This is a genomic window from Nonomuraea sp. NPDC050786, from assembly GCF_040654115.1.
Taxonomy (GTDB): Bacteria; Actinomycetota; Actinomycetes; order Streptosporangiales; family Streptosporangiaceae; genus Nonomuraea.
In genome coordinates this window covers 53,598-74,192 of the sequence record NZ_JBFAHJ010000020.1, presented here as the reverse complement: position 1 = coordinate 74,192, position 20,595 = coordinate 53,598, and the positions used below count along the sequence as shown (strand labels likewise).

At 68.2% G+C, this 20,595-nt stretch carries 22 protein-coding genes; 14 read left to right on the top strand and 8 right to left on the bottom strand.

Annotated elements, in window-relative coordinates; all coding sequences use genetic code 11:
• Positions 1–105: 105 nt before the first annotated feature.
• Positions 106–762 (top strand): response regulator transcription factor, encoded by a 657-nt coding sequence (locus AB0H84_RS31330; protein WP_357611991.1) that lies wholly within the window; start codon positions 106–108, stop codon positions 760–762.
• A 3-nt stretch (positions 763–765) separates the two neighbouring features.
• On the top strand, positions 766–1,926 hold the full coding sequence (locus AB0H84_RS31325) for a HAMP domain-containing sensor histidine kinase (RefSeq protein ID WP_357611988.1): 1,161 nt from the start codon (positions 766–768) through the stop codon (positions 1,924–1,926).
• A gap of 145 nt (positions 1,927–2,071) precedes the next feature.
• Here AB0H84_RS31325 and AB0H84_RS31320 read toward each other — a convergent pair whose 3' ends face one another.
• From AB0H84_RS31320 to AB0H84_RS31300, 5 genes are all read right to left on the bottom strand, one after another.
• On the bottom strand, positions 2,072–2,308 hold the full coding sequence (locus AB0H84_RS31320) for a hypothetical protein (RefSeq protein ID WP_357611985.1): 237 nt from the start codon (positions 2,306–2,308) through the stop codon (positions 2,072–2,074).
• Positions 2,309–2,471: 163 nt separating this feature from the next.
• Positions 2,472–3,137 carry an NAD(P)H-binding protein gene (locus AB0H84_RS31315; protein ID WP_357611982.1) on the bottom strand — a complete coding sequence of 222 codons (666 nt, stop codon included), beginning with the start codon at positions 3,135–3,137 and terminating at the stop codon, positions 2,472–2,474.
• Between the two features lie 196 nt (positions 3,138–3,333).
• A complete protein-coding gene (locus AB0H84_RS31310; RefSeq protein WP_357611979.1) occupies positions 3,334–3,816 on the bottom strand; it encodes a hypothetical protein in 483 nt (160 codons plus the stop codon).
• Positions 3,813–4,316 (bottom strand): sigma-70 family RNA polymerase sigma factor, encoded by a 504-nt coding sequence (locus AB0H84_RS31305; protein ID WP_357611976.1) that lies wholly within the window; start codon positions 4,314–4,316, stop codon positions 3,813–3,815. Before AB0H84_RS31305 ends, AB0H84_RS31310 begins: the two co-directional genes overlap by 4 nt.
• A gap of 99 nt (positions 4,317–4,415) precedes the next feature.
• Positions 4,416–4,544: a hypothetical protein gene (locus AB0H84_RS31300; RefSeq protein WP_357611973.1), complete on the bottom strand. Its 129-nt coding sequence runs from the start codon at positions 4,542–4,544 to the stop codon at positions 4,416–4,418.
• Between the two features lie 491 nt (positions 4,545–5,035).
• On the opposite strand from AB0H84_RS31300, the gene AB0H84_RS31295 reads away from it, so the two are divergent.
• The 5 genes from AB0H84_RS31295 (at position 5,036) to bla (ending at position 10,218) form a co-directional block, all read left to right on the top strand.
• Entirely contained in the window at positions 5,036–5,164 is a 129-nt protein-coding gene (locus AB0H84_RS31295) for a hypothetical protein (protein WP_357611970.1), read from the top strand.
• Between the two features lie 52 nt (positions 5,165–5,216).
• Positions 5,217–5,540, top strand: coding sequence for a YciI family protein (locus tag AB0H84_RS31290; protein WP_357611968.1), 324 nt, complete (start codon positions 5,217–5,219; stop codon positions 5,538–5,540).
• Positions 5,537–6,772 (top strand): DUF6596 domain-containing protein, encoded by a 1,236-nt coding sequence (locus tag AB0H84_RS31285; protein ID WP_357611966.1) that lies wholly within the window; start codon positions 5,537–5,539, stop codon positions 6,770–6,772. Before AB0H84_RS31290 ends, AB0H84_RS31285 begins: the two co-directional genes overlap by 4 nt.
• Before the next feature lie 961 nt (positions 6,773–7,733).
• Complete coding sequence (locus AB0H84_RS31280) at positions 7,734–9,044, top strand: MFS transporter (RefSeq protein ID WP_357611963.1); 1,311 nt, start codon at positions 7,734–7,736, stop codon at positions 9,042–9,044.
• A 154-nt stretch (positions 9,045–9,198) separates the two neighbouring features.
• Complete coding sequence (gene bla / locus AB0H84_RS31275) at positions 9,199–10,218, top strand: class A beta-lactamase (RefSeq protein ID WP_357611960.1); 1,020 nt, start codon at positions 9,199–9,201, stop codon at positions 10,216–10,218.
• A 503-nt stretch (positions 10,219–10,721) separates the two neighbouring features.
• Here bla and AB0H84_RS31270 read toward each other — a convergent pair.
• The gene (locus AB0H84_RS31270; protein WP_357611957.1) at positions 10,722–11,330 is read right to left on the bottom strand and encodes a TetR/AcrR family transcriptional regulator; all 609 of its coding nucleotides are present in this window, start codon (positions 11,328–11,330) and stop codon (positions 10,722–10,724) included.
• Between the two features lie 110 nt (positions 11,331–11,440).
• Here AB0H84_RS31270 and AB0H84_RS31265 point away from each other — a divergent pair, with 110 nt between their 5' ends.
• The 7 genes from AB0H84_RS31265 to AB0H84_RS31235 all read left to right on the top strand — a co-directional run bounded on the left by AB0H84_RS31265 (position 11,441) and on the right by AB0H84_RS31235 (position 18,637).
• Positions 11,441–12,364, top strand: coding sequence for an NAD-dependent epimerase/dehydratase family protein (locus AB0H84_RS31265; RefSeq protein WP_357611955.1), 924 nt, complete (start codon positions 11,441–11,443; stop codon positions 12,362–12,364).
• Between the two features lie 1,024 nt (positions 12,365–13,388).
• A complete protein-coding gene (locus AB0H84_RS31260; protein WP_357611952.1) occupies positions 13,389–13,952 on the top strand; it encodes an RNA polymerase sigma factor in 564 nt (187 codons plus the stop codon).
• Complete coding sequence (locus AB0H84_RS31255; protein ID WP_357611949.1) at positions 13,952–14,896, top strand: CU044_5270 family protein; 945 nt, start codon at positions 13,952–13,954, stop codon at positions 14,894–14,896. Before AB0H84_RS31260 ends, AB0H84_RS31255 begins: the two co-directional genes overlap by 1 nt.
• A gap of 226 nt (positions 14,897–15,122) precedes the next feature.
• Entirely contained in the window at positions 15,123–16,295 is a 1,173-nt protein-coding gene (locus AB0H84_RS31250; RefSeq protein ID WP_357611946.1) for a DUF4158 domain-containing protein, read from the top strand.
• Between the two features lie 164 nt (positions 16,296–16,459).
• Entirely contained in the window at positions 16,460–17,212 is a 753-nt protein-coding gene (locus AB0H84_RS31245; RefSeq protein ID WP_357611944.1) for a hypothetical protein, read from the top strand.
• On the top strand, positions 17,209–18,168 hold the full coding sequence (locus AB0H84_RS31240) for a LysR family transcriptional regulator (protein ID WP_357611941.1): 960 nt from the start codon (positions 17,209–17,211) through the stop codon (positions 18,166–18,168). The genes AB0H84_RS31245 and AB0H84_RS31240 overlap by 4 nt, the downstream gene beginning before the upstream one ends.
• A gap of 43 nt (positions 18,169–18,211) precedes the next feature.
• Positions 18,212–18,637 (top strand): hypothetical protein, encoded by a 426-nt coding sequence (locus AB0H84_RS31235; protein ID WP_357611938.1) that lies wholly within the window; start codon positions 18,212–18,214, stop codon positions 18,635–18,637.
• A gap of 384 nt (positions 18,638–19,021) precedes the next feature.
• Here AB0H84_RS31235 and AB0H84_RS31230 read toward each other — a convergent pair whose 3' ends face one another.
• Together AB0H84_RS31230 and AB0H84_RS31225 are read right to left on the bottom strand one after the other, a co-directional pair.
• Positions 19,022–19,720 (bottom strand): hypothetical protein, encoded by a 699-nt coding sequence (locus AB0H84_RS31230; RefSeq protein WP_357611935.1) that lies wholly within the window; start codon positions 19,718–19,720, stop codon positions 19,022–19,024.
• The gene (locus tag AB0H84_RS31225) at positions 19,717–20,457 is read right to left on the bottom strand and encodes an ATP-binding protein (protein ID WP_357611932.1); all 741 of its coding nucleotides are present in this window, start codon (positions 20,455–20,457) and stop codon (positions 19,717–19,719) included. Before AB0H84_RS31225 ends, AB0H84_RS31230 begins: the two co-directional genes overlap by 4 nt.
• Positions 20,458–20,595 lie beyond the last annotated feature (138 nt).

Below are 20,595 nucleotides of genomic sequence, written 5' to 3'. Positions count from 1 at the left end.
CGGCCCGGCGGGCCTTGATGCGATCACATCTATCGGCCGGCGCTTATCGGTGGGCGATCGGCGGACCATATGTGTTCCATATGCGGGTGTTGCGATACTGCCCGGATGCGTGTGCTCTTGGTCGAAGACGAGCAGCCCCTTGCCGGGTACATCGAGGCGGGGCTGCGCAAGCACGGCTTCACCGTCGATGTCGCCCTCGACGGCCAGAGCGCGCTGGACAAGTGCGAGGTCACGCCGTACGAGGTGGTGGTTCTGGATCGGGACCTGCCGGTCGTGCACGGCGACGCGGTGTGCCGCCGGCTCGTCCAGCGGGGAGTGTCGCGGGTGCTGATGCTGACGGCTTCCGACGCCGTGGAGGACCGGGTCGGCGGGCTGATGCTGGGCGCGGACGACTATCTGGGCAAGCCGTTCGCGTTCTCCGAGCTGGTCGCGCGGGTGCACGCCCTGGTACGGCGCAGCGCACCGGCCCGCCCGCCGGTGCTGCGCGCCGCCGGCGTGACCCTGGATCCGGCCCGCCGCAGCGCCGAGCGGGACGGACGGCTGCTGCGCCTGACACCCAAGGAGTTCGGCGTGCTCCACCAACTGCTCGCCGCCGGCGGTGACCCGGTCAGCGCGGAAACCCTCCTGGACAGGGTGTGGGACGAGCACGCGGACCCGTTCACCAACGCGGTCCGGATCACCGTCGGTACGCTGCGCCGCAAGCTCGGCGACCCGCCGCTGATCGAGACCGTCACCGGCGCCGGCTACCGAATGGGAGAGTGAGGCGTGGTCCGACTCAGGATGGCGCGGTTGACCGCCCGGGCCCGGCTCGCTCTGCTGCAGACCGCCCTGGTGCTGGCCGCCGGCGCCGCGCTGACCGGGCTGACCTACCTGCTGATGCGCCACGGTACCTTCTTCGCCCACCTCGACCTGAGCGGAACTGACCCATCGGGCACTCCCCCGCCGATGCCGACAGCCGAGAATCTGCAAGTTTTCGCCAACCGGGTGCAGACCGCCACTCTGTCCGCGTTGCTGCCCCAGGCGGCTCTGGCGCTCGTCGTGGTGACCGCCCTGGCCGCCGTAGTGGGCTGGTTGGTGGCTGGCGGGGTGCTGCGCCCGATCCGCGTGATCTCCTCCACCGCCCGGCGACTGTCGGCCGAGAACCTCACCGAGCGGGTCCCGATCGCCACCCCGGCCGACGAACTGTCGGCATTGGCGGGCACGGTCAACGACATGCTCGACCGCATCCAGCGCGGCGTCGCCGAGCGGGACCGGATCCTGGACAGCCAGCGGCTGTTCACCGCCAACGCCGCCCACGAGCTGCGTACGCCGCTGACCACGACGCGCACGGCGATCGACGTCACCCTGGACGGCAACCCCAGCCGTGCCGAACTTCTCACGATGGCCGGCGACGTACGCGGCGCCGTCGAGCACATGCAGCGCGTCCTGGACGGGCTGCTGCTGCTGGCGCGCAGCCAGGCCGGGCTCACAGCGCGGGAATCGGTCGACCTGGCCGCCATCGCGGCCGCCGCCCTCGACACCGCCCAAGCGCGGGCGACAGCCGCCGACCTCACCGTACGATCCGAGCTTCACCCGACACCGGTCACCGGCGAACCCATCCTGCTCGAACGCATGATCGGCAACCTGGTCGACAACGCCATCCGCTACAACCGGCCGGGCGGGCACCTGGCCGTCGCGACGGGCCCGGCGGATGGGCGCGCCGTGCTGCGAATCTCCAACACCGGCCGACACATCTCGCCCGGCGAGGCGGAGAAGCTGCTCGAACCGTTCGTGCATGGGCAGGGCACCCGCATCCGCACCGAGGGTCTGGGGTTGGGGCTGTCGATCGTGCGCGCGGTCACCCTCGCCCACCAGGGACGGATCACGGTCGCCGCCCAGACCGGCGGCGGCCTCGACATCACCGTCGACTTCCCGCAAAATCGGTGAGCTTGGTAGGGGCCCATGCGCTCTTGCCCACCAGGCCCCATCCGCTCCTCCACCTGGGTGAAGATCTCAGAGTTGACCCGGGCCCGGATCGTGGAGGCCATCTCGTTCAGCGTGGTGAACCCTGGCAGTTCCAGCGAGGCCTCGATCAGGCTGGCGGGTTGTTCTTGGCCTGCGCTGCCTCAGTGATGGCCTCGGCCGCTATGGTTCGGGCCCGCTCTTTGTCGTAGGTCACGCCCTGGCGGGTCCGGATTTGCTTGCGGTGCCACTTGGCGATGCTCACGGCCCCGTGGAGGGGCTCGACATCGTCGGCCAAGCCCAGGCAGCGCCGTACGTGCTCGATGACGACCTCGGCGATTTCCTCGCGGGCGGGAAAGCGGGCCATCTTCTGGAAGCACTTCACTGCCAGTACCAGCGCGAACAGTGTCTGCGGCCCATCAGCGGATGCTGCCGATCGGTCCCGTGCGGGGCGGCGGTGAGCAGTGGCCAGGAGGTGAGGCGGAGGGTTCCTGCTGATGAGGGGACCACCTGCGGCCTGGCGGGACGGGTCAGCCGCGGGTGTTCCAGACCAGGGGCGCTTTGCGGATCCATGCGTCGTCCTCGATCGTCTGGATGAGGAAGTGGGCGAGGTCGGCCCGGTTGATGCGGGCGCCGGGCTTTTCGGTGCCGGCCTCGGCGGCCCGAATGGGGCCACTGGCGGGCTTGTCGGTCAGGGTGACGGCGCGGGCCAGGGTCCAGTCGATGTCGGACGAGGCGCGGATGACCTGGTCGACGCCGGTGTGGTCCTCGAAGCCCGCCTTGATGTTCGACAGCTTGATGAACGCCTTGACCAGCGGGTTGAGCCGGGCCCAGTCGTCGCCCGCGCCCTGCGTGGACGTCAGCACGATGCGGCGGATGCCCTGCTCGCCCATGACGGTGAGAGTGTGGCGGGCGGCGTCGGTCATGAACATCGGCGGGCTGACCGGCTTGGCCCACGGGTTGTCGGAGGCGCGGCCGTTGTTCAGCACGCTGATCACCCCCTCGGTGCCTTCGGCGGCTCGGCGGATGTCGTCGATGTTCGCAGGGGTGCCCTGGATCAGCTCGACGCCGGCCGGTGTCTGCACCTTGTCGGGGTTGCGGACGAGGGCGCGGACGCGGTGGCCGCGTTGGGCCGCGTACTTCAGCACGTGAGCGCCGGTGCGGCCGCTGCCGCCGAAGACCAGGAGGTTACTCATGGTGATCAAACGCCTTTCGGGGAGTTCAGGGGTGGATCAGGCGGCTGGCCGACCGGTCAGGGCAGTGCCCAGGCGGCGGGCCTCGTCGTGCGACTTGGTCATGGACGCCTCGTGCATCGGAAGCAGCGGGGCCAGCATCGGCACGTAGGGGGCCATGGTCAGCTCGGGGGTGATGATGGTGACGTCGAGAGCGCGTTCACCGCTCCTCCCGGCCGGTCAGCTCGTGCATGCGGCGCAGCAGTGCTGCGCGCCGGGCATGGGCGCGTAGCGCCAGCGTCAGGGTCACCGCGACGAACAAGCCCCCGACCGCCAGGGCAAGCCCCGCCCCGGTGCCGCGCTGCACGGCTACGACAGTCACGACCGCCATGGTGGCCAGCGAGGCGGCCAGGCCGATCCAGGCGGCGATCACCCGATCGGTGGCGAACAGCGGAACCCGGCGCGTCAACAGCCACCCGCCGTACGTCGCCCAGGCCAGGCAGAACACGGTGAACAAGGCGAACGCCAGATGCGTTCGCCCGGGCAGCGGTCCCGGCTCCGACCACCACAACGTGCCCACGAACACAGTGCCGGCCACACCGGCCAGCAGTGTCGTCACCGCCCGGATCCGTACTCTCAGCGACAGCACCGGAGCCAGGTGCTCGATCATGTCCTGCGTCGACAGGCGCGGTTCGTCGGTCATGGCCGGTATCCCTTCTCCTCCAGGTGTTCACGCAACAGACGGCGGGCGCGGTTGAGCCGGGACTTGACCGTTCCGGCCGGTATCTGGCAGATGTACGCGCACTCCTCGACCGGCAGGTCCTCCAGGTAGAACAGGACGAGGATCTCCCGTTCCAGCACCGGCAGAGCTGACAGCACGCTCACGAGCGCGGCGCGATCCACCATGGCCTCAGCCGGGTCTTCGACGACCATGTCGCCGAATCCGGACGCTTTCTCGGCCTGGGCGTACTCGCCGCGCAGCCGGTCGATGATCGACCGCCGGGCGATCGTGAACAGCCACGGCGCGAACCGGTCCGGGTCCCTCAGCCGGGGCAGGCCGCGGACGACGGCCAGCCAGATCTCCTGCGTCACGTCGTCAGCCCGGTCAGCATCCAGCATGCGGCGCACATAGATCCACACCGGTATCCGCCACCGAGCCAGCAACTCGGCCAGTGCCGCGCGCTCTCCCAGCTGAGCACGCACCACCAGCAGCTCATCGGTCGTCTCGTCCTCCCGTCATCATGCACAGTCGGGCGAGAAGCCAAGAAGGTTCACGGTTCCCGGAGCACCTATGGAGCATGGTCACCGCAGGCTACGACCCAGGTGCCGACAGATCGCGGCGCGGCTGACGCCGAGTCGATCAGCTATCTGCTGGTCGGTGTAGCGCCGCCTGCCGCCCGATCCCTTCATGTCGTACAGCGCGCGGGCCATCTCCACTCCGTACGCGTCCAGCGAGGGAGGGCCTCACCGACGCGGCCTCCTGCGCGGGCTGACGCAAGACCTTCGAGCGGGCCTTCGACGATGAGCGCGCGCAGGAACCGCCGAAGGCGCCGAACATGTTGAGACATGCTCACGAGCGCCGACATGGTCCATCCGCTGGAGCGTCATGGGGGTTCTCCTTACTTTTGCCGCGCGGCCCGTCGCGGCCGGTGGTGTACGTGGGGGGAGCCATCGCCTCGTCTCGACACTGAGGGGGGTTCACGGTTCGTAAGCAGGCCGGGCATGACCCCGAGAAGGGGCGCGCTTGAGGAGGTGGAGCGCGTCGCCGCGACACCGTCGTGCTGTCCGATCGATGACGACCGGCGTTCCGGATAATTCTTGAAAGAAGTCCGGGAGGAAGTGTCGGATCGGGGCGGTGGTGTTCGTAGCACGGGTGAGGCCGCCCGCAAGAGAGGCGGCGCCAAGGCAAGGGAACCGCGATCATGAAGGGAGTGAGCTGCAAGGTGCACGGCAGTGGCATCCTGACCCGGTGGCTGCTGGAGAACGATCTGGTCGACGAGACGATCCAGGTCTACCGGCCGGCCGGGCGCCCGCGGTATGCAACGGCCTGAAGTCCCTACCACCGAACCACGCTGTCTTTACCTCACAGGAGATGATCTTCAGATGCGATACCTGGTTTCCGTGATCGATGACAAGAGCAATCCCGGCAGCACGGACAGGCAGCCCGCCATCAGCGCGTTCAACGAACGACTGATCGCCGAGGGCTACTGGGTTTTCGCGGGCGGGCTCGCGGACACCGACGCGGCCACGGTCATCGACAACCGCGGCGAGCAGGCGGTGTTCACCGACGGGCCTTTCGTGGAGTCGAAGGAGTACCTTGCCGGCGTCTGGGTGTGGGAGGCGCCCGATCTGGATGTGGCGCTCAAGCTCGCCGCCGAGGCGTCGAAGGTCTGCGATCGGAAGATCGAGGTGCGACCGTTCCAGTGAGCGACGTCGACGAGGCGATCACCCGGGCCCACCACGACGAGTGGGCGCGGGTGGTGGCCACCCTGACCAGGCGCTTCGGTGACCTCGGCATCGCCGAGGAGGCAGCGGCCGAGGCGTTCGCGACCGCCGTCGAGCGGTGGCGAGCCGACGGCGTACCGCCCAACCCGGGCGCGTGGCTGACCACCACCGCCAACCGCAAGGCCATCGACCGGATCCGGCGGGAGAACAGACGCGACGACAAGCACAAGGAGGCTCAGATGGTGTACGACAACACCCCACCCGAGCCGCTGGGCGCCATCGACGACGACCGGCTCAGGCTGATCTTCACCTGCTGTCACCCGGCGCTGGCGGTGGAAGCGCGCGTGGCGTTGACGCTGCGCATGGTCGGCGGTCTGACCGTGCCCGAGATCGCCCGGGCCTTCCTGGTGCAGGGGACCACGCTGGAGCAGCGCATCACCCGCGCGAAGGCCAAGATCAAGGCGGCGCGCATCCCGTACCGGATGCCGTCCGCCGACGATCTGCCGGCACGCGTCTCCGGCGTCCTGGCCGTCCTGTTCCTCATCTTCAACGAGGGCTACCTGGCCAGCGGCCCCGACACCGATCCCGTACGACACGACCTGACCACCGAGGCGATCCGGCTCACCCGCCTGATCCGCGCGCTCCTGCCGCAGGACGGAGAAGTGGCCGGCCTCTTGGCGCTGATGCTGCTCATCGAGGCCCGCCGCCCCGCCCGGGTCTCGGCAGGCGGCGAACTGGTCCCCCTGGCCGAGCAGGACCGCGGCGCCTGGGACGTGGAACTGATCGCCGAAGGTCACCGGCTGGTCCGCGAGCGCCTGGCCGCTGCCGCGGCCGGGGCGGCTCCGGGTCGCTATCAGATCCTCGCCGCGATCAACGCGGTGCACACCTCCGCCCGCGACATCCGCGACACCGACTGGTCGCAGATCCTCGCCCTCTACGACCAGCTCGTCCGCCTCGACCCCTCGCCGATCATCTCCCTCAACCGGGCCATCGCCGTGGCCGAGCTCGACGGGCCGGAGGTGGCGCTGGCCGTCGTCGACCGCCTCGCGGAGGCGCTGGCCGGCTATCACGCCTACCACGCCACCCGCGCCGACCTGCTGCGCCGGCTGGGCCGAAGTCAGCAGTCCCGCGCGGCCTACGACCGGGCCATCGAGCTGGCCGGCAACACCGGCGAGATCGCCTATCTCACCCGCCGCCGCGACCAACTGCGGTAGCGCCCCCGTATGAAGATCGCACTTGATACAGCGATGAAAGGCGACGCTGCACGATTGACCGGCCGCGACTCGCGCGTACTGCTCGGCGGACTGTTGGCCGGAGCCAGGGCATGACGAGCATCCGGACGAAAGTCCCGTTAGCGGAGCAGCGTTGAGCGGCTTGCCGTGACTTTCTGTTCACATGTGCCGCGCCGAAGGGTTTTCGCACGTCATGATGGATGCAGTCGGGTGGTCTGAACAGCTGCGACACGGGCGGCGTACACGCGATGCGGACCGAGTAGCCGTGGCCGCGGCGGATGGCTGCCCGGAGGCGAGGGGCTGGCGGACGGGTTCATCACCGGCGGTGCGCAGGTGATCGGCGAGCAGTCCCGGCGGATCGAGGGACGTGTCCGGGTCCGGTTCGGGCGCGGTACTGCTCGCCGGTGTCGGTCGGTGGCGCGTCGAGTCGGTCGGGCAGGTTGCGGGCGCCGGCGGCGTCCAGGACACGGCGGATGGTCTTGGGGCCGAGCTGGTGACGTCGGGCCAGGGCCTTGACGGCGGCACCTTGGCGGTACTCCATCGATGATGGCCCCCGCTCGGGTCCTGGCGTACGTTCTGTTATCGCCTCGGCCTGCTGCTCCAGGTGCGGCCGGATGATCGTGCCCTGCGGGGCGTAGCACGGTGCGTCTGAGCATGCCCCACTCCTTCAGCGACCCGGCCATGCGCAGCAGGTCCGGCCAACAGGCGGCGATGAGGTCCTCGTTCCAGAGCGCGCCCAGCAGCGGCCCGGCGTGCCGGTAAGTTTGGCGATGTCCTCCGTAGTAGCCTAAATCCCCATTTACCAATCCTGTGACTGTGCCACCCGGAGCTACTAGAACAGATTGGATTTCGTACCGAAAGGGCGGGCATGGTCGGGACGTTGGGTTCGCCGCGCGCCGGTGCCATTGACGCGGGTTCTGGCGCACCGTTCGGGTGGGCGCCGTTGGCGGTCCTGTTCATCGTCGGATTCGTGGACCGGATCGAGCAGAACCTCCTCTCCGGCGTGCTTCCGGCCATTCAGAGGGAATGGGGCTTCAGCGACACAGCCGCCGGCTCGATCCCGACTGCCGCTGCCCTGGCCGCGGCAGTCGTGGCCCTGCCCGCCGGGTATCTGGCGGATCGGCTCAGCCGTACCCGGATCATCGCGGTTGTCGTCCTCGTCTGGGCCCTCGCCACGCTGGGCTCCGGCCTGGCCACGGGCTTCCTGATGTTCTACCTGATGCGGGTGCTCCTCGCCGCGGCCGAGAACATCGACAACCCCGCCTCCGGCAGCCTCCTGGCCGACTACTACCCGCCGGTCAGCAGGACGAAGGCGTACGGGCTCACGCGGGTCACCGCACACCTCGGAGGCGTCGGGACGCTGCTCGGCGGGGTGCTGGCCCAGGCGTTCTCGTGGCGTACGGCGTTCCTCGTCATGGTCGTCCCCGGCCTGCTCACGGCCCTGCTCGTCTGGCTGCTCCGCGAGCCGCCCCGCGGCGGACTGGACCGGCTGGTGGCCGCAGGCACCACGCCGGCGCTCTCCACGGTGCGCCCTGCCCTGACCTTTCCCGCGCACACTTCCGCCGCGTCCCCGGCGTGCGCCTCGATGTCCGCGGCCACGGCGCGGTTGCCGTTCTGGCGGCAGTTGCGGCAGGTCATCGCCATACCCACCCTGGTCTTCGTCTGCGCCGGCCTCAGCCTCCTCACGCTCGGCCTGTCCGGGATCTTCTACTGGCTGCCCACATTCATGGTGCGCAGCCTCGGCGTCGGCACGGGCACGGCAGGCTCGCTGACGGGATTGATCCCAGTCGCGGGCACGCTGACCGGCGCCCTGGTCGGCTCGTGGCTCGGCCGCAAGTGGCACGGCACGCGCAAGGGCGGCCGGCTGCTCGCCGGCGGCATCGGCCTGACAGCCGGCTCGCTGGTCCTGGTCGTGGCGCTGTCGATGGAGTCGATCGGCGCGATGGCCGTGCTGGTCCTGCTGGCCTGCTCGCTGCTGGCGATCGCGATGCCCAACCTGGCCGCGTGCCTGGCTGACGTGGTCCCGGCCGCCTCGCGCGGGCTCGGCTTCGCCGTCCTGCAGCTGTTCACCACGGGTGGCGGCGCCTTCGGCTCCCTGGTCGTCGGCATCGCCTCGGACCGGTTCGGGTCACTGCTCGCCGGGATGTACATCCTGGTGCCCCCGATGATCGCGGGCGGGCTGCTCACGCTCAGAGCCCGGACGTCGTTCGAACGCGACGCGCGCAAGGTCATGACGGAGGCCGCCCGAGGCTGAGCCTCCTGGCACGCAATGTTGATCCGCACTTTCTGGTCCGCGCAGGGGAAGCCGGTCAGCCGCCTGTCATGCGGGTATGGGCAGGTCACCCCGCACACTCACCGGCGCCGTCTGCCCTTGAGACGCCTGCAGATATCCATATCGATATGAGTAAATGATCAATATCAATATTGGACATCCCTGGCTGGTTTCTGATCTGCTCTCCGCCATGACACAACCACTCCTGCGTCTAGGGATCGCGACGTTGACCGCTTCCGCGCTGCTGAGCGGCCCCGCCAGTGCGGCGGATGCCGCCACCGGCGAGACCAGCACCTCCAGCGTCGACTCCCGGACGGGGACCAACGCCCCCTCCGCCTCCGACCTGGACAAGACGCTGCAGGAACTCGAGAAGTCCTACCAGGGGCGTATCGGCGCGGTGGGCATCGACCTGGGAACTGGCAAAACGGTTGGCTACCGAGCCGATGAGCGCTTCCCCTTCAACTCCATGTTCAAGGTGTTCGCCTGCGCGGCAGTACTGCACAAAGCACGCACCAGCGACCCCGGGCTGATGGACAAGGTGGTTCGCTGGACGCCTGCCGAGATGGCCGGGCTGACCACGAACTCCCCAGAGACCACCGAATACACCGACACCGGCATGACACCTGCACAGCTGTGCCGCGCCGGGATCACCAAATCCGACGGCTTCGCAGGCAACACGCTGCTGAAGCAGATCGGCGGGCCGCGCGGGCTCACCGAGTTCTTCCGCGCCACCGGTGATCGGACGAGTCGTCTGGACCGACCGGAGCCCACCCTGACCGAGTGGAAGCCGGGTGAAGAGCGCGACACCACCACCCCCGCGGCGGCCGCACAGACCTTCACCAAGCTCACCACCGGTAAGACCCTCCACACCCGCGACCGGGCGCGGCTGGTCGGCTGGCTGAAGGCCAGCCTCACCGGTGCCAACCGGATCCGGGCTGGACTCCCCAAGGACTGGACGGTCGGCGACAAGACCGGCACCGGCGGCGCGAGCAACTACGGCACCGCCAACGACCTGGCGATCGTCTGGTCGCCCGGATCTCAGGCGCCGATGATCCTTTCGGTGTTCACCAACCGTAACGCCGACAACACCCCGCATGACGACAAGGTGATCGCATCCGCCGCGACCGCGCTGGCCAAAGCCCTCGGCCGGCTCTGACAGGCCTCCCCGTTCGCAACCGCAATCATGAACCAGATCACGCGCTCTCCAGCCACCGAAAGCCGGCAGGGGCTGTACGCAAACGAGCGGACGCATGCCCGCTCCCGCACCTGGCGCTGCCCATGAAGCGCGCGGCGGCTGCCGCCATCACCATGCTCGGCGGAAGGCCAACAACCCATCCACCGTCATGCCCCTGGGGTTAGCCTTCGCCATCATCGAGTCCAGTGGCGAAGCCACGGTGCCCGGGTTGGTGTTGATGGGTGGCATGCTCGTCTTCCTCGTGGTCATCCCGGTCGCGGGGGTCCTGGCAACTCGCCCCGGCTTCCCATCATCCAGGCGTGCCGGATCGTGTGTGGAGGGAGCCGGCTGGTTGCCGCCACGCTGGTGCTGGCCGGGCCCGCGTCGATCTGGTCGCTCGCTGGAGATGCCGGCCGGTGCTGCCGAGGTGTTCTTCCAGATCCGCAGCCTCCGACCGGCCTGAAGATCCGAACTCCGTGCAGGCTCTAGTCGGCTGCACTGGCGCCACGGTGGCCTCGGAGGGCGGCCTCCAAGGCGAGGCGCCAGTGGCGGTCGGCCTGATCGCGGTCGCCCAACCTGCCGTACAGCTCCAGGCTGGCCAGGCCGTGAACCAGGGCGTTGAGATGGACAGCGATGCCGAGCGGGTCGACTGGAGCGAACCGGCCGCTGTCCACACATCGCGCCACGGCCCGGACGAGGGTGTCGAACGTTCCCTGGATCTGCGCCAGGGCCGCCTCGTCGGGATGGAAGTCAGGCACTGGGTGGCCGAACATCAGCTCATACAGGTGGGGATTGGCCAGCGCAGAGGCACGATATGCGTGCCCGAGCTCCATCAGATCGGCTTCGGGATCTCCGTCACAAGGGACGGTGGCGAACTGCTCAGCCAACCGTGCGAACCCCTCCAGAAACATCGCGCGCAGCAGCCCGGACTTGCCACCGAACAAGTTGTACACGGCGGTCGTGGAGGTGCCGACCTCACCGGCGATGCGCCGAGTGCTGAGGGCTTGCGGGCCCTCCTCGGCAAGTATGCGCCCAGCGGCGTCCAGGAGGTCGCGGCGCAGTGCTTCGTAGTCGCGGGTACGGGGACGTGCCATGTTGACAAACCTATCATAACGCTGTTTTATAACACTGTTCCTAAACCCTCCTCGCGCCGTGGCCAATCGTGTCGCGTGGTGGTAGATTCGAAAGGCCCACGATGTCTGATTTGCACGTTGTCTTGGGAGCCAGCGGCGCCGTCGGTGCTGCGGTCGTCCGTGAACTCGCATCCCGCGGACACCGCGTCCGCGCCGTTTACCGCAACACCTCGGTGCCGGAACTGCCGGGCGTGCAAGCCCTGCGGGAAGATGTCACCACCGCCAGCGGCGCGGCGGCCGCCTGTGCGGGCGCGGCCGTCGTCTACCACTGCGCCGCACCCGCCTACCACCGGTGGGTGCAGGAGTTTCCCGGGCTGACCGCGGCGATCCGTCAGGGAGCAGTCGGCGCGAAGCTGGTCTTCGCCGATAACTTGTACATGTACGGTCCGGTGGATGCGCCCATGACCGAGGACCTGCCGTACGCCGGGCGCACCCCCATGAGCCGAGTTCGCGCCGAGATGGCCGAGTCGCTCCTGGCCGCGCACCGCGTCGGCGACCTGCGCGTCGCCATCGGCAGGGCCTCCGACTATTACGGTGCCGGCGGCGTCAACAGCACGGTCGGCGCCACCGTATTCGGGCAGGCGACTCGCGGCCGGACCGTCCGCTGGACCGGGTCGCTGGACCAGCCGCACTCGTTCAACTACCTGCCGGACATCGCCCGTGCCCTGGTCACGCTGGGGACGGACGAGCGGGCCGACGGCCAGGTCTGGCACCTGCCGGCCGACCGGCCTGTGACCGGGCGAGAGTTCGTCGATCTGATCTCCGCTGAGCTCGGGCATCCGGTGAAAGCCGCGCCCCTCGGCCGCCTCATGCAGCGCGTCCTTGGGCTGTTCAACCCCACCATCCGGACCCTCGGCCAGACCTGGTACCAGCGAGACCGCCCATTCGTCGCTGACACCTCCAAGTTCACCCACACCTTTGGGCCGCTCTCCACGACCCCGCACCGTGAGGCCATCGCCGCCACCCTCGACTGGTACCGCACCCACCCCTCGTGACCGGATGCCGGTGAGAAATGTCCGGCGGGGCCGATCCGGCCCGTCAGCATCGTCGTCGAGGCGCCCGGCTCATCGGGTTCGGGACGCCCGACGCCTTAGCGGGCGGGGCTGAAGCGGCTGGGCGTGACATTCCGTGGCCCTGATGACGGCGACCCGAGTGGGGGCCATGATGGCGGCCGCCTCGTCCTGGTTCAGGGCGACGGTCTTGCCGCAGGGCGACGGGGCGGCCGAGGGCCTTGCCGGCGGCCTGGCGGCGGCGACGCCTTCGCAAGTGTTCTCGCCGATCATGTCGCGCTGGAACTCCAGCACGGCTGCCAGGACGGAGACCATCAGTGCCCCCGCTGTCTTGACCGGACTGTCCGACGTTGGGCACCGGGGCGCACGCCGACATCAACGCGGCGACCAACATCTCCATGGCAGGGCTGTCGGATGATGATCGTTCAGGTGCCCCTTGCCATGTGCGCAGGCGACCCTTGTCGTCGAGGGCGAGGACGGCGGAGCCGCCAGGGGTGAAGGCGAGGGTCTCGATGGCGCTGGTGGGGAAGCCGGTCAGCACGGGTCTGTACGCGGTCTTGCTGGGCACATGCCACAGTCGGATCTGGTCCGAAGATCTCTCGGTGATGGCCAGCAGGTCGCCGTCCGTCCGCGGCGGTGGCCACCTCCAGATAGCTGCCCTCGAAGTCCTCGAACAGCTGGCGCAGCGCCGCGTGCAGGTCCGCACGCCTGCTGATCCTGGCCGGGTCTGCCATCCAAAGGCTCCGCCCCGGCAAGAGCGCTCGCTCCATCCCTGATGGTTCTGGCGGGAAGTACGGCCGGCGCGGTTCTACGTGGCAGCCTCGCTCGTGACCTGGAGCCAGAAGGTCGTCGCGTCGGAGCCGCTGTAGGTGCGGTGATGGCAGCCAGACCTGTGAAGTCGCTCAGCCGAGGCCGTGCTGTGACGTCTGTCACTCTTCCGCCGGGGTCGAGAACCTTGTCATGGGGTGCGGGAGACAGCAGGGTGACCGACCTACCTTAAGGAGGGCCGTTGACCGTTGAGACGGCCGAGATCGACGACGCCGAGCTGATCAGGCGATCGGTCGGCGAGCCGGAGCAGTTCGCCACGCTGTTCGACCGGTACGCACGGCAGATCCACCTGTACGCCGCGCGGCGCATCGGCACGCAGGCCGCCGACGACATCGTGGCCGAGACGTTCCTGGCCGCGTTCCGGCGGCGCGGCTCGTACGACATGTCGTTTCCGCTGGCCCGCCCCTGGCTGTACGGCATCGCCACGACGCTCGTCGCCAGACACAGGCGGCAGGAGGAGCGGATGCTTCGAGCACTGGCGCGTACCGGTGTGGATCCCTTGCCCGAACCGATCGACGACGCCGTGGTGCGGCGGGTCGCCGCGCGGGACAAGGAGCGCGAGCTGGCGGGGGCGCTCGCGTCGCTGTCGCGCGGGGACCGCGACGCGCTGCTGCTGGTGGCGTGGGAGGGCCTCAGCTACGAGGAGGTGGCCCAGGCGCTCGGCATCCCGCTGGGGACCGTGCGGTCGCGGCTGCACCGGGCCAGGAAGAAGGCACGGGCCGTATTGGGAGACGAGGAGCTGTGATGAGCACGATCAAGGATTTCCGGCGGGACACCCCGCCAATGACGGCACAGGCGGAGAGCGCCGCCCGGGCCCGGCTTCTGGCCGCGGCCCGTGAGCACGAGCCTCACCGTGAACCTCGGCGCGGGCCGCGGCTCGGCCGACGGCTGGTGCTCGCGGGCGCGCTGGCCGTGGCGATCGGTGCCGGGGTGGTGGTGGCGAACGACCAGCCGCGCGTGGTTCCGGTGGCGAGCGTGCGGGAACTGGGGGAGCGGGCCGCCCAGGCCGCCTACGACGACCGCGGACAGGTGCCGAACCCCGGCCAGTGGCTGTACATCAAGCAGCTCCAGGCCCCGCAGTCCGCGGACGGCGGCTATGGCGTCGACCTGTCCAGACGCGAGGTACGGGAGGAGTGGAACAGCGTGGACGGCCTGCAGACGGCGTCTCTGTTCCCCAACGGCAAGCTGCTGGTACAGGGCAACCACCCAGGACTGAGCGCGGACGAACTGGCCCGCCAACCGGTCACTCCGGAAGGAGTGCTCGCGAAGATCCGCCAGAAGCTGGCGGACATGCACATCACGTGGACGGAAACCGATTCGCCGCCATCGATGGATGAGCGGCTCTTCCAGGCCGTCTACCAGATCATGGGCACCCAGGCGCTACCGCCGGAGGTACGGGCGGCGCTGTTTCGCGGTCTCGCGACCATTCCTGGGGTGACCGTCAGCCAGGACGCCGTGGACGCCGACGGCAGGCACGGGGTCGCGTTCAGCTACACCGGCGGATGGACCCGCTACGACCTCATCCTGGATCCCGTCGACTTCCGCTTTCTCGGGACGTACGGAGTAACCGTGCAGGACCGGATGACGGACTACACCGATGGCCCTAACTACGTCGTCAAGGCAGGCACGCCGCTTACCCTGACGGCCCTCTTGGAGGCCAAGGTGGTGGACGGCGCCGGCCAGAAATGAGCCCGCACCGCGCGTGTGGTGCCATCGTTCCGCAGGCGGCCACCGTGTCGGGGTGGCCGTAGCATCCGCCGAACATCCAACGGATATGACTGAACTGCACATATAACAGTCCGATGAATACCAGTCACACACGGTTTCCGACGTTCTAGCGTGGCCTCTGCAGCCGGATCCGGGCTGCGTTGGTTCGGGGGCTGACCTGGGCGGGTGAGGCGCGTTGGCAACCCGAGTGTTCACCGATGAGGAGATCGCGCGGCTGCGATCGTTCCCGGAGATCAGCCGTGAGGAGTTGATCCGGTTCTTCACGTTGACGGCGGCGGATGTGGAGTTCATTGATCCAGGCCGGGGACGGGGACCTGCCGATCGCCTGGGGCTGGCTGTTCAGCTGTGTGTCCTGCCTTGGCTGGGCTTCGTCCCCGCCGATGTGCCTTCCGCGCCTCCCGCCGCGGTGGCGCGCTTGTCGGAGCGGTTGCGGATCTCGGTGGGAGAGCTGGCTCGCTATGGCGGGCGGGAGCAGACGCGCTCCACGCACCTGCAGCAGGTGGCCCGGTACCTGGGCTGGCGGACCGCGGGCGAGCTGGAACGCAAGGAGCTCGAGGAGTTCCTGCTGGCGCGGGCGATGGAGCACGACTCGCCCAGCTTGTTGTTCCGGCTGGCGTGTGAGCACCTGGTCTCCTCGCGGGTGAATCGCCCAGGTGTGGTCACGCTGCTGGAGCGGGTGGCGGCGGGCCGCGCGGCCGCTGGCCGGGAGACCCACGGGCGGGTCGCCCACCTGCTGACCCCCGTCCTGGTTGCCGAACTCGACAATTTGTTGCTGGTCGATGCGGAGCTCGGTAAGACCCGGTTGACGTGGCTGACGACCCCGCCGGTCAGCGACTCGCCCGAGTCGATCAAGAACGAGCCGGCCAAGCTGGCCTTCCTGCGCGGGATGGATGCTCACACGCTGGATGTGTCGGTGCTGCCGGCCGAGCGGCGGCGGTTCCTGGCCTCGGTGGGACGGCGGCTCACGGCGCAATCCCTGGACCGGCGTGAACCGCAGCGCCGGCATCCGATCCTGCTGACGCTGGTCAGTCAGTGCGCGGTGGAGGTGCTGGACGATCTGGTGGCGTTGTTCGACCAGGCGGTGTCGGCGCGAGAGGGCCGGGCCCGGCGCAAGCTGAAGGACTACCTGGGGCTGGCGGTGGCCGCGCTGCGAGCCGAGGGCCGCTACGTCAACGACGAAGCGCTGGCCCACATCTCCCCGGCCCCGCAGCGAAACCGTCAACTTCTTCGGCGCCATCAGCGTCGAGATCGATACCGAACTGGCCAAACTGGATGCCACCGGCTACCGGCCACTGCGCTCCTTCGAACCCGTCACCACCGCTGTCCTGTGATGACCTGGGGCCGTCGCCTACATCCCTGAAACGGTCCCGGAACGTGAAAACGAGACTTTCCATGATCCTCTGTGTCAGTTTCCGAAGTCGTGTGCACGGATGCGCGAAGTGGTCTGCACGCCTGTGGGCTCCCTCGGCAGAGGCGAGGGGATAATTTGCGAGAGGCTTCCCGCCTGGATATGAGCGATTGCTCATGGCGCACGCATGGTCTGGTATTGGTGCTCAGGCCGGAACGTCGCATAGTGAGGCCATGGACCGATCTTTGCGCGTCGCGGTCATTGGCGACCGCGACCTAGCTTTTCCTCCGCACGTGGCTACCGACGACGCGCTGCGGCACGCCGCCGCGCACCTCGGCATCGGGGTGGACGTCCGCTGGCTGGCCACCGAACCGCTCGAATCTGACCTGGCCGAGGTCAAGGCCGCCGACGTGTTGTGGTGCGCGCCCGGCAGTCCGTACCGCAGCCTGCGCGGCGCCCTCGCCGCGCTTCGGCACGGCCGCGAACACAGCGTGCCCACCCTTGGGACGTGCGGCGGCTGCCAGCACATGGTCATCGAGTACGCCCGCCACGTGCTCGGCTACGAGGACGCACAGCACGCAGAGTACGACCCATACGCCTCTACCCTCTTCGTGTCGGAACTGGCCTGCTCGCTGGCCGGCAAGACCATGCCTGTCACCTTGGTCCCCGGTACCCGAGTGGCCGCACTGTACGGACGGACCGAGGTAGAAGAGGAGTATTACTGCAACTTCGGTCTCGACCCCCGCCGGCAGGAGACGCTGCACGACGGTGGCTTCTCAGTCACAGGCGTGGACGGTGATGGCGAGGCCCGGGTGCTGGAGATTCCCGGCCACCCCTACTACGTGGCCACAGTGTTCGTGCCGCAAGCCCGCTCGCGTCCTGAGGCCCCGCACCCGCTGGTCGTCGGCCTGCTGCGCGCGGCGCTGTGACCTTCACCCAGCTGAGGATCCTGCAGGCGGTGGCACGCACCGGCAACATGACCCGGGCCGCCGAGGAACTGGCCACCACGCAGTCTGCCGTCAGCCACGCGCTGCGCGCCCTGGAGAGCGAGCTCGGCGTCGCGCTGCTGGTGCGGGGCAACCATGGGGTGAGCCTGACGGCGGCTGGGCGTGCCGTGTGCCGCCGCGCCACGCTCATCCTCACCCAGGTGGAGGCGCTGGAGCAGGAGGTGGCCGCGGCCCGGAAGCATGAGCGTGGCAGCCTGCGCGTCGGTGTCATCCCCAGCGCCAACGTCCGGCTGCTGCCGCCGATCCTGCGGCGGTTCGGGGATGCGCATCCGCAGGTGCGGCTTACGGTGATGGAGGGCTCGGACGACGAGGTGCTGGAGTGGCTCGAAACGGGTGCGGCGGATATCGCAACTGTGTCAGCTGGGGTGGCGGGCGCACGGGCCACCACGGCCGCGCTCCCTGCAGGGTTGATGGCGAGACCACTCGCCACCGACCGCATGCTGGCCGTCCTGTCCAGCGGTCACGACCTGGGCGTCCGCGACTCGATACCGGTGGTCGAACTGTCCCGGCAGCCGTTCATCATGTCCACGGGCGGCTGTGAGCCTCTGATCACGGCACTCGCGCGGGCAGCGGGGGCGAGCCTGAAGTGCCACTACCGGGTGCGCGACACCAACAGCATTCTCGCGATGGTCGCCGAGGGGCTCGGGGTGAGCATCGTCCCTGAACTGTCGCTGCCCGCCCATCGCCCGGGCGTGCACGCGATCCCGCTGCACCCGCCTGCTGAGCGCACTATCCTTCTCGCCTTGCCTGCCAACCCGCTCCCAACGGCCGCCGCCTTCGCCGAATTGGCCATTACCCTCACACCCCAACCCGCCCGCGCTGAAGGGATGAGTCCCGGCAAGGAATTCGCGGGCCCGGTCCAGGATCCCGTCGTATGAGGCCCGGCGCTCGGGTAGCTGCGATGGGCCCCAAAGTGGAGTGTTGGCGCAGGTCAGTTCGAGCAAACTATATCTCGGGGAAGGACGCGATCACCGAGTAGTGGACCACGGTGAACTCATCAAGGCGCCCATAGGCGAGTGCCCGCTCTGCGGCGTGCGCAGCGTCGACAACGGGTCGCGGAGCTTCGTACGCGAGATGGCCGGAGTTTGGCCTGGTCAACAGTCCGTGGCTATCAGTGCCACCTGCGGCTCTTCTTGGGGGGACTACGTCGCCGATCCCCGCTACCTGTGGACAGCCGTGTGCGAACGGCTGTTTGGTACGCATCCAGCGCAGATCTGCTTCGAGTGGAATACCGCTGCTCACGTCGTGGAATACGAAGGGCGTCCAGGTCGGCGAGCTCTCACCAAGCGCGAGTTGCAGCGGTTCTTCGACTACTCCGACGAGCGCGTGACTGAGGCCTGGCTATGAAGGTGAATCTGGGAGCCGTATGTCGGTCAGTTTGAGAGGCACTTGCTGATCAACTGTCTTGGAAAGGTTGGTGAAAGCGAGAGCCATGCCCGTAGGTCTGGGCATGGCTCTCGTGACAGCCGTCTCCTCCCGAACGTGTCCTTAGCCGCCAATTAGCTCTGCAGTAGATCGCGATTGCGGCTCTTGACCGTCACGCGGGAGGCGTACCGACAGGCAGCGATGGCTCAGAGGAGGTGCGATGCTTCCTGATCTCGGGAGCCGCTCGAATGGGTAAGCGCGCTGACGCGTCGCAAGTGGCAACCGGGAGATCTGATCTTGCGTGGACGCTCTTGAACGATGACTTGGAGCAGGTGTTTGGACAAGGCCAGCGCAACCCGGCTCAATTCAGCTGGCGTCACTTCGGAGGCTTAGGTCACGGCCGGCGGCGATCTCATCTGCGCTGAAAACACCGGTGGCGGGATCGAGCGCGGCCTGGCCATAGCGACGAATCGCAGTGATTTCACGGGCCATCTGGAGGTATGTCTCCCGGTAAGTCCGCCCCTCGGCCTGGCCGCGAGCGGATGAGGATGCCATAGTGCGGCTTGAGGTTGCTGCCCGGCGGAAACGCGCGGCCATTAATTGCAGCCAGGCGTCCTCGGTCAGGTTGGGTGGAGGGGCGCCTTCCAACATCTTGGCGGTGCCCCGGTAGATCATGGCACGCCCGGCGAGTTCATCGTCGATCAGTGAGCTTGGGTCGGGAAATGCGGGCTGCTGCGGCGATGTGCCCCAGAGTTGCGCAGCGCGAGCGCGCAGGATGAAGGCATATTCGTTGGCTGGCGGGAACGGGTCCGCGACCAGGACGGCGTCACGGTCGCCTTGCCGATAGGCGCGGCGCGCTGTGGGCGACAGGATGCGGTCGATGGTGGAGCGAGACATCCCGGTGATCGCATGTACTTCGGAGGGGTCAACCCCGGAGGCCAAAGCGCCCCGCACCAAGGGGTCGCGGCGATCATCGAGGTCGCGCTGAGCTTCGGCAAAGGCGTGGAGAATGATCTTGGCTTGATGTGGATCATCGAAGGCAAGGGCTGGTTCAATATCACTCATGTATCGCATGATACGTCAGACATGTATCGCGCGATAAACATTTCGCGGAACGAGACGAGCGTGACGTTGGCCTGGTAGGGGTGTGTGATTGTGATCAGCCATGTTGTTCGGTACGGGCCCGGGTCCGGGCGAGGCGGTAGGAGGGTGAGGACCTGAAAGAGGAGCTCAGGGCTGTGCCGGTCGAGCTCCATGTAGCCGAGTTCGTCGATGCAGAGCAGGTCAACGCGTCCGTAACGGGCAACGGTCTTGGCCAAGACCTTCTCGTCGGCGGCCTCGACCAGTTCGTTCACGAGTTTCGTTGCAAGGGTGTACCGGACTCGGTAGCCCTTCATCGCGGCTTCGGTGCCGAGGGCGATGAGGAGGTGGGACTTGCCGGTGCCGGAGTCGCCGATGAGGCAGAGCGGCTGGCCCTTCTTCACCCACTCGCAATTGGCGAGGGTATGAATGGTGGCGGAGTCGATGTTGGGATTGGCATCGAAGTCGAAGGCGCGCAGGGATTTGTCGCGGGGGAATTGGGCGGCCTTGATACGCCGTTCGGAGCGGCGGCGGGCGCGGTCATCGCACTCGGCCATCAGGAGTTCGGCCAGGAAGCCCAGGTAGGACATCTGATCGCGGGCAGCAGTTTCGGCCATATCGGGGAACTGAGCCCGGATGCTGGGCAGGCGCAGCATCCGGCAGGCCTGGTCGATGGACGCTTGGGCGGCTTGCTCAGTCATGCCGCGGTGGGGCGTGGTCATGGTGGTCCTCCTGGGGAGGACGCTCGCTGGTCGGCTGAGCGCGTTTGAGCAACTGGTCATAAACCGCCACCGAGGGCAGCGGCCTGGTGTCGCGGGGAAGCTGGGCCAGGCGCCGTTCGGTCAAGAACGCCATCGTCA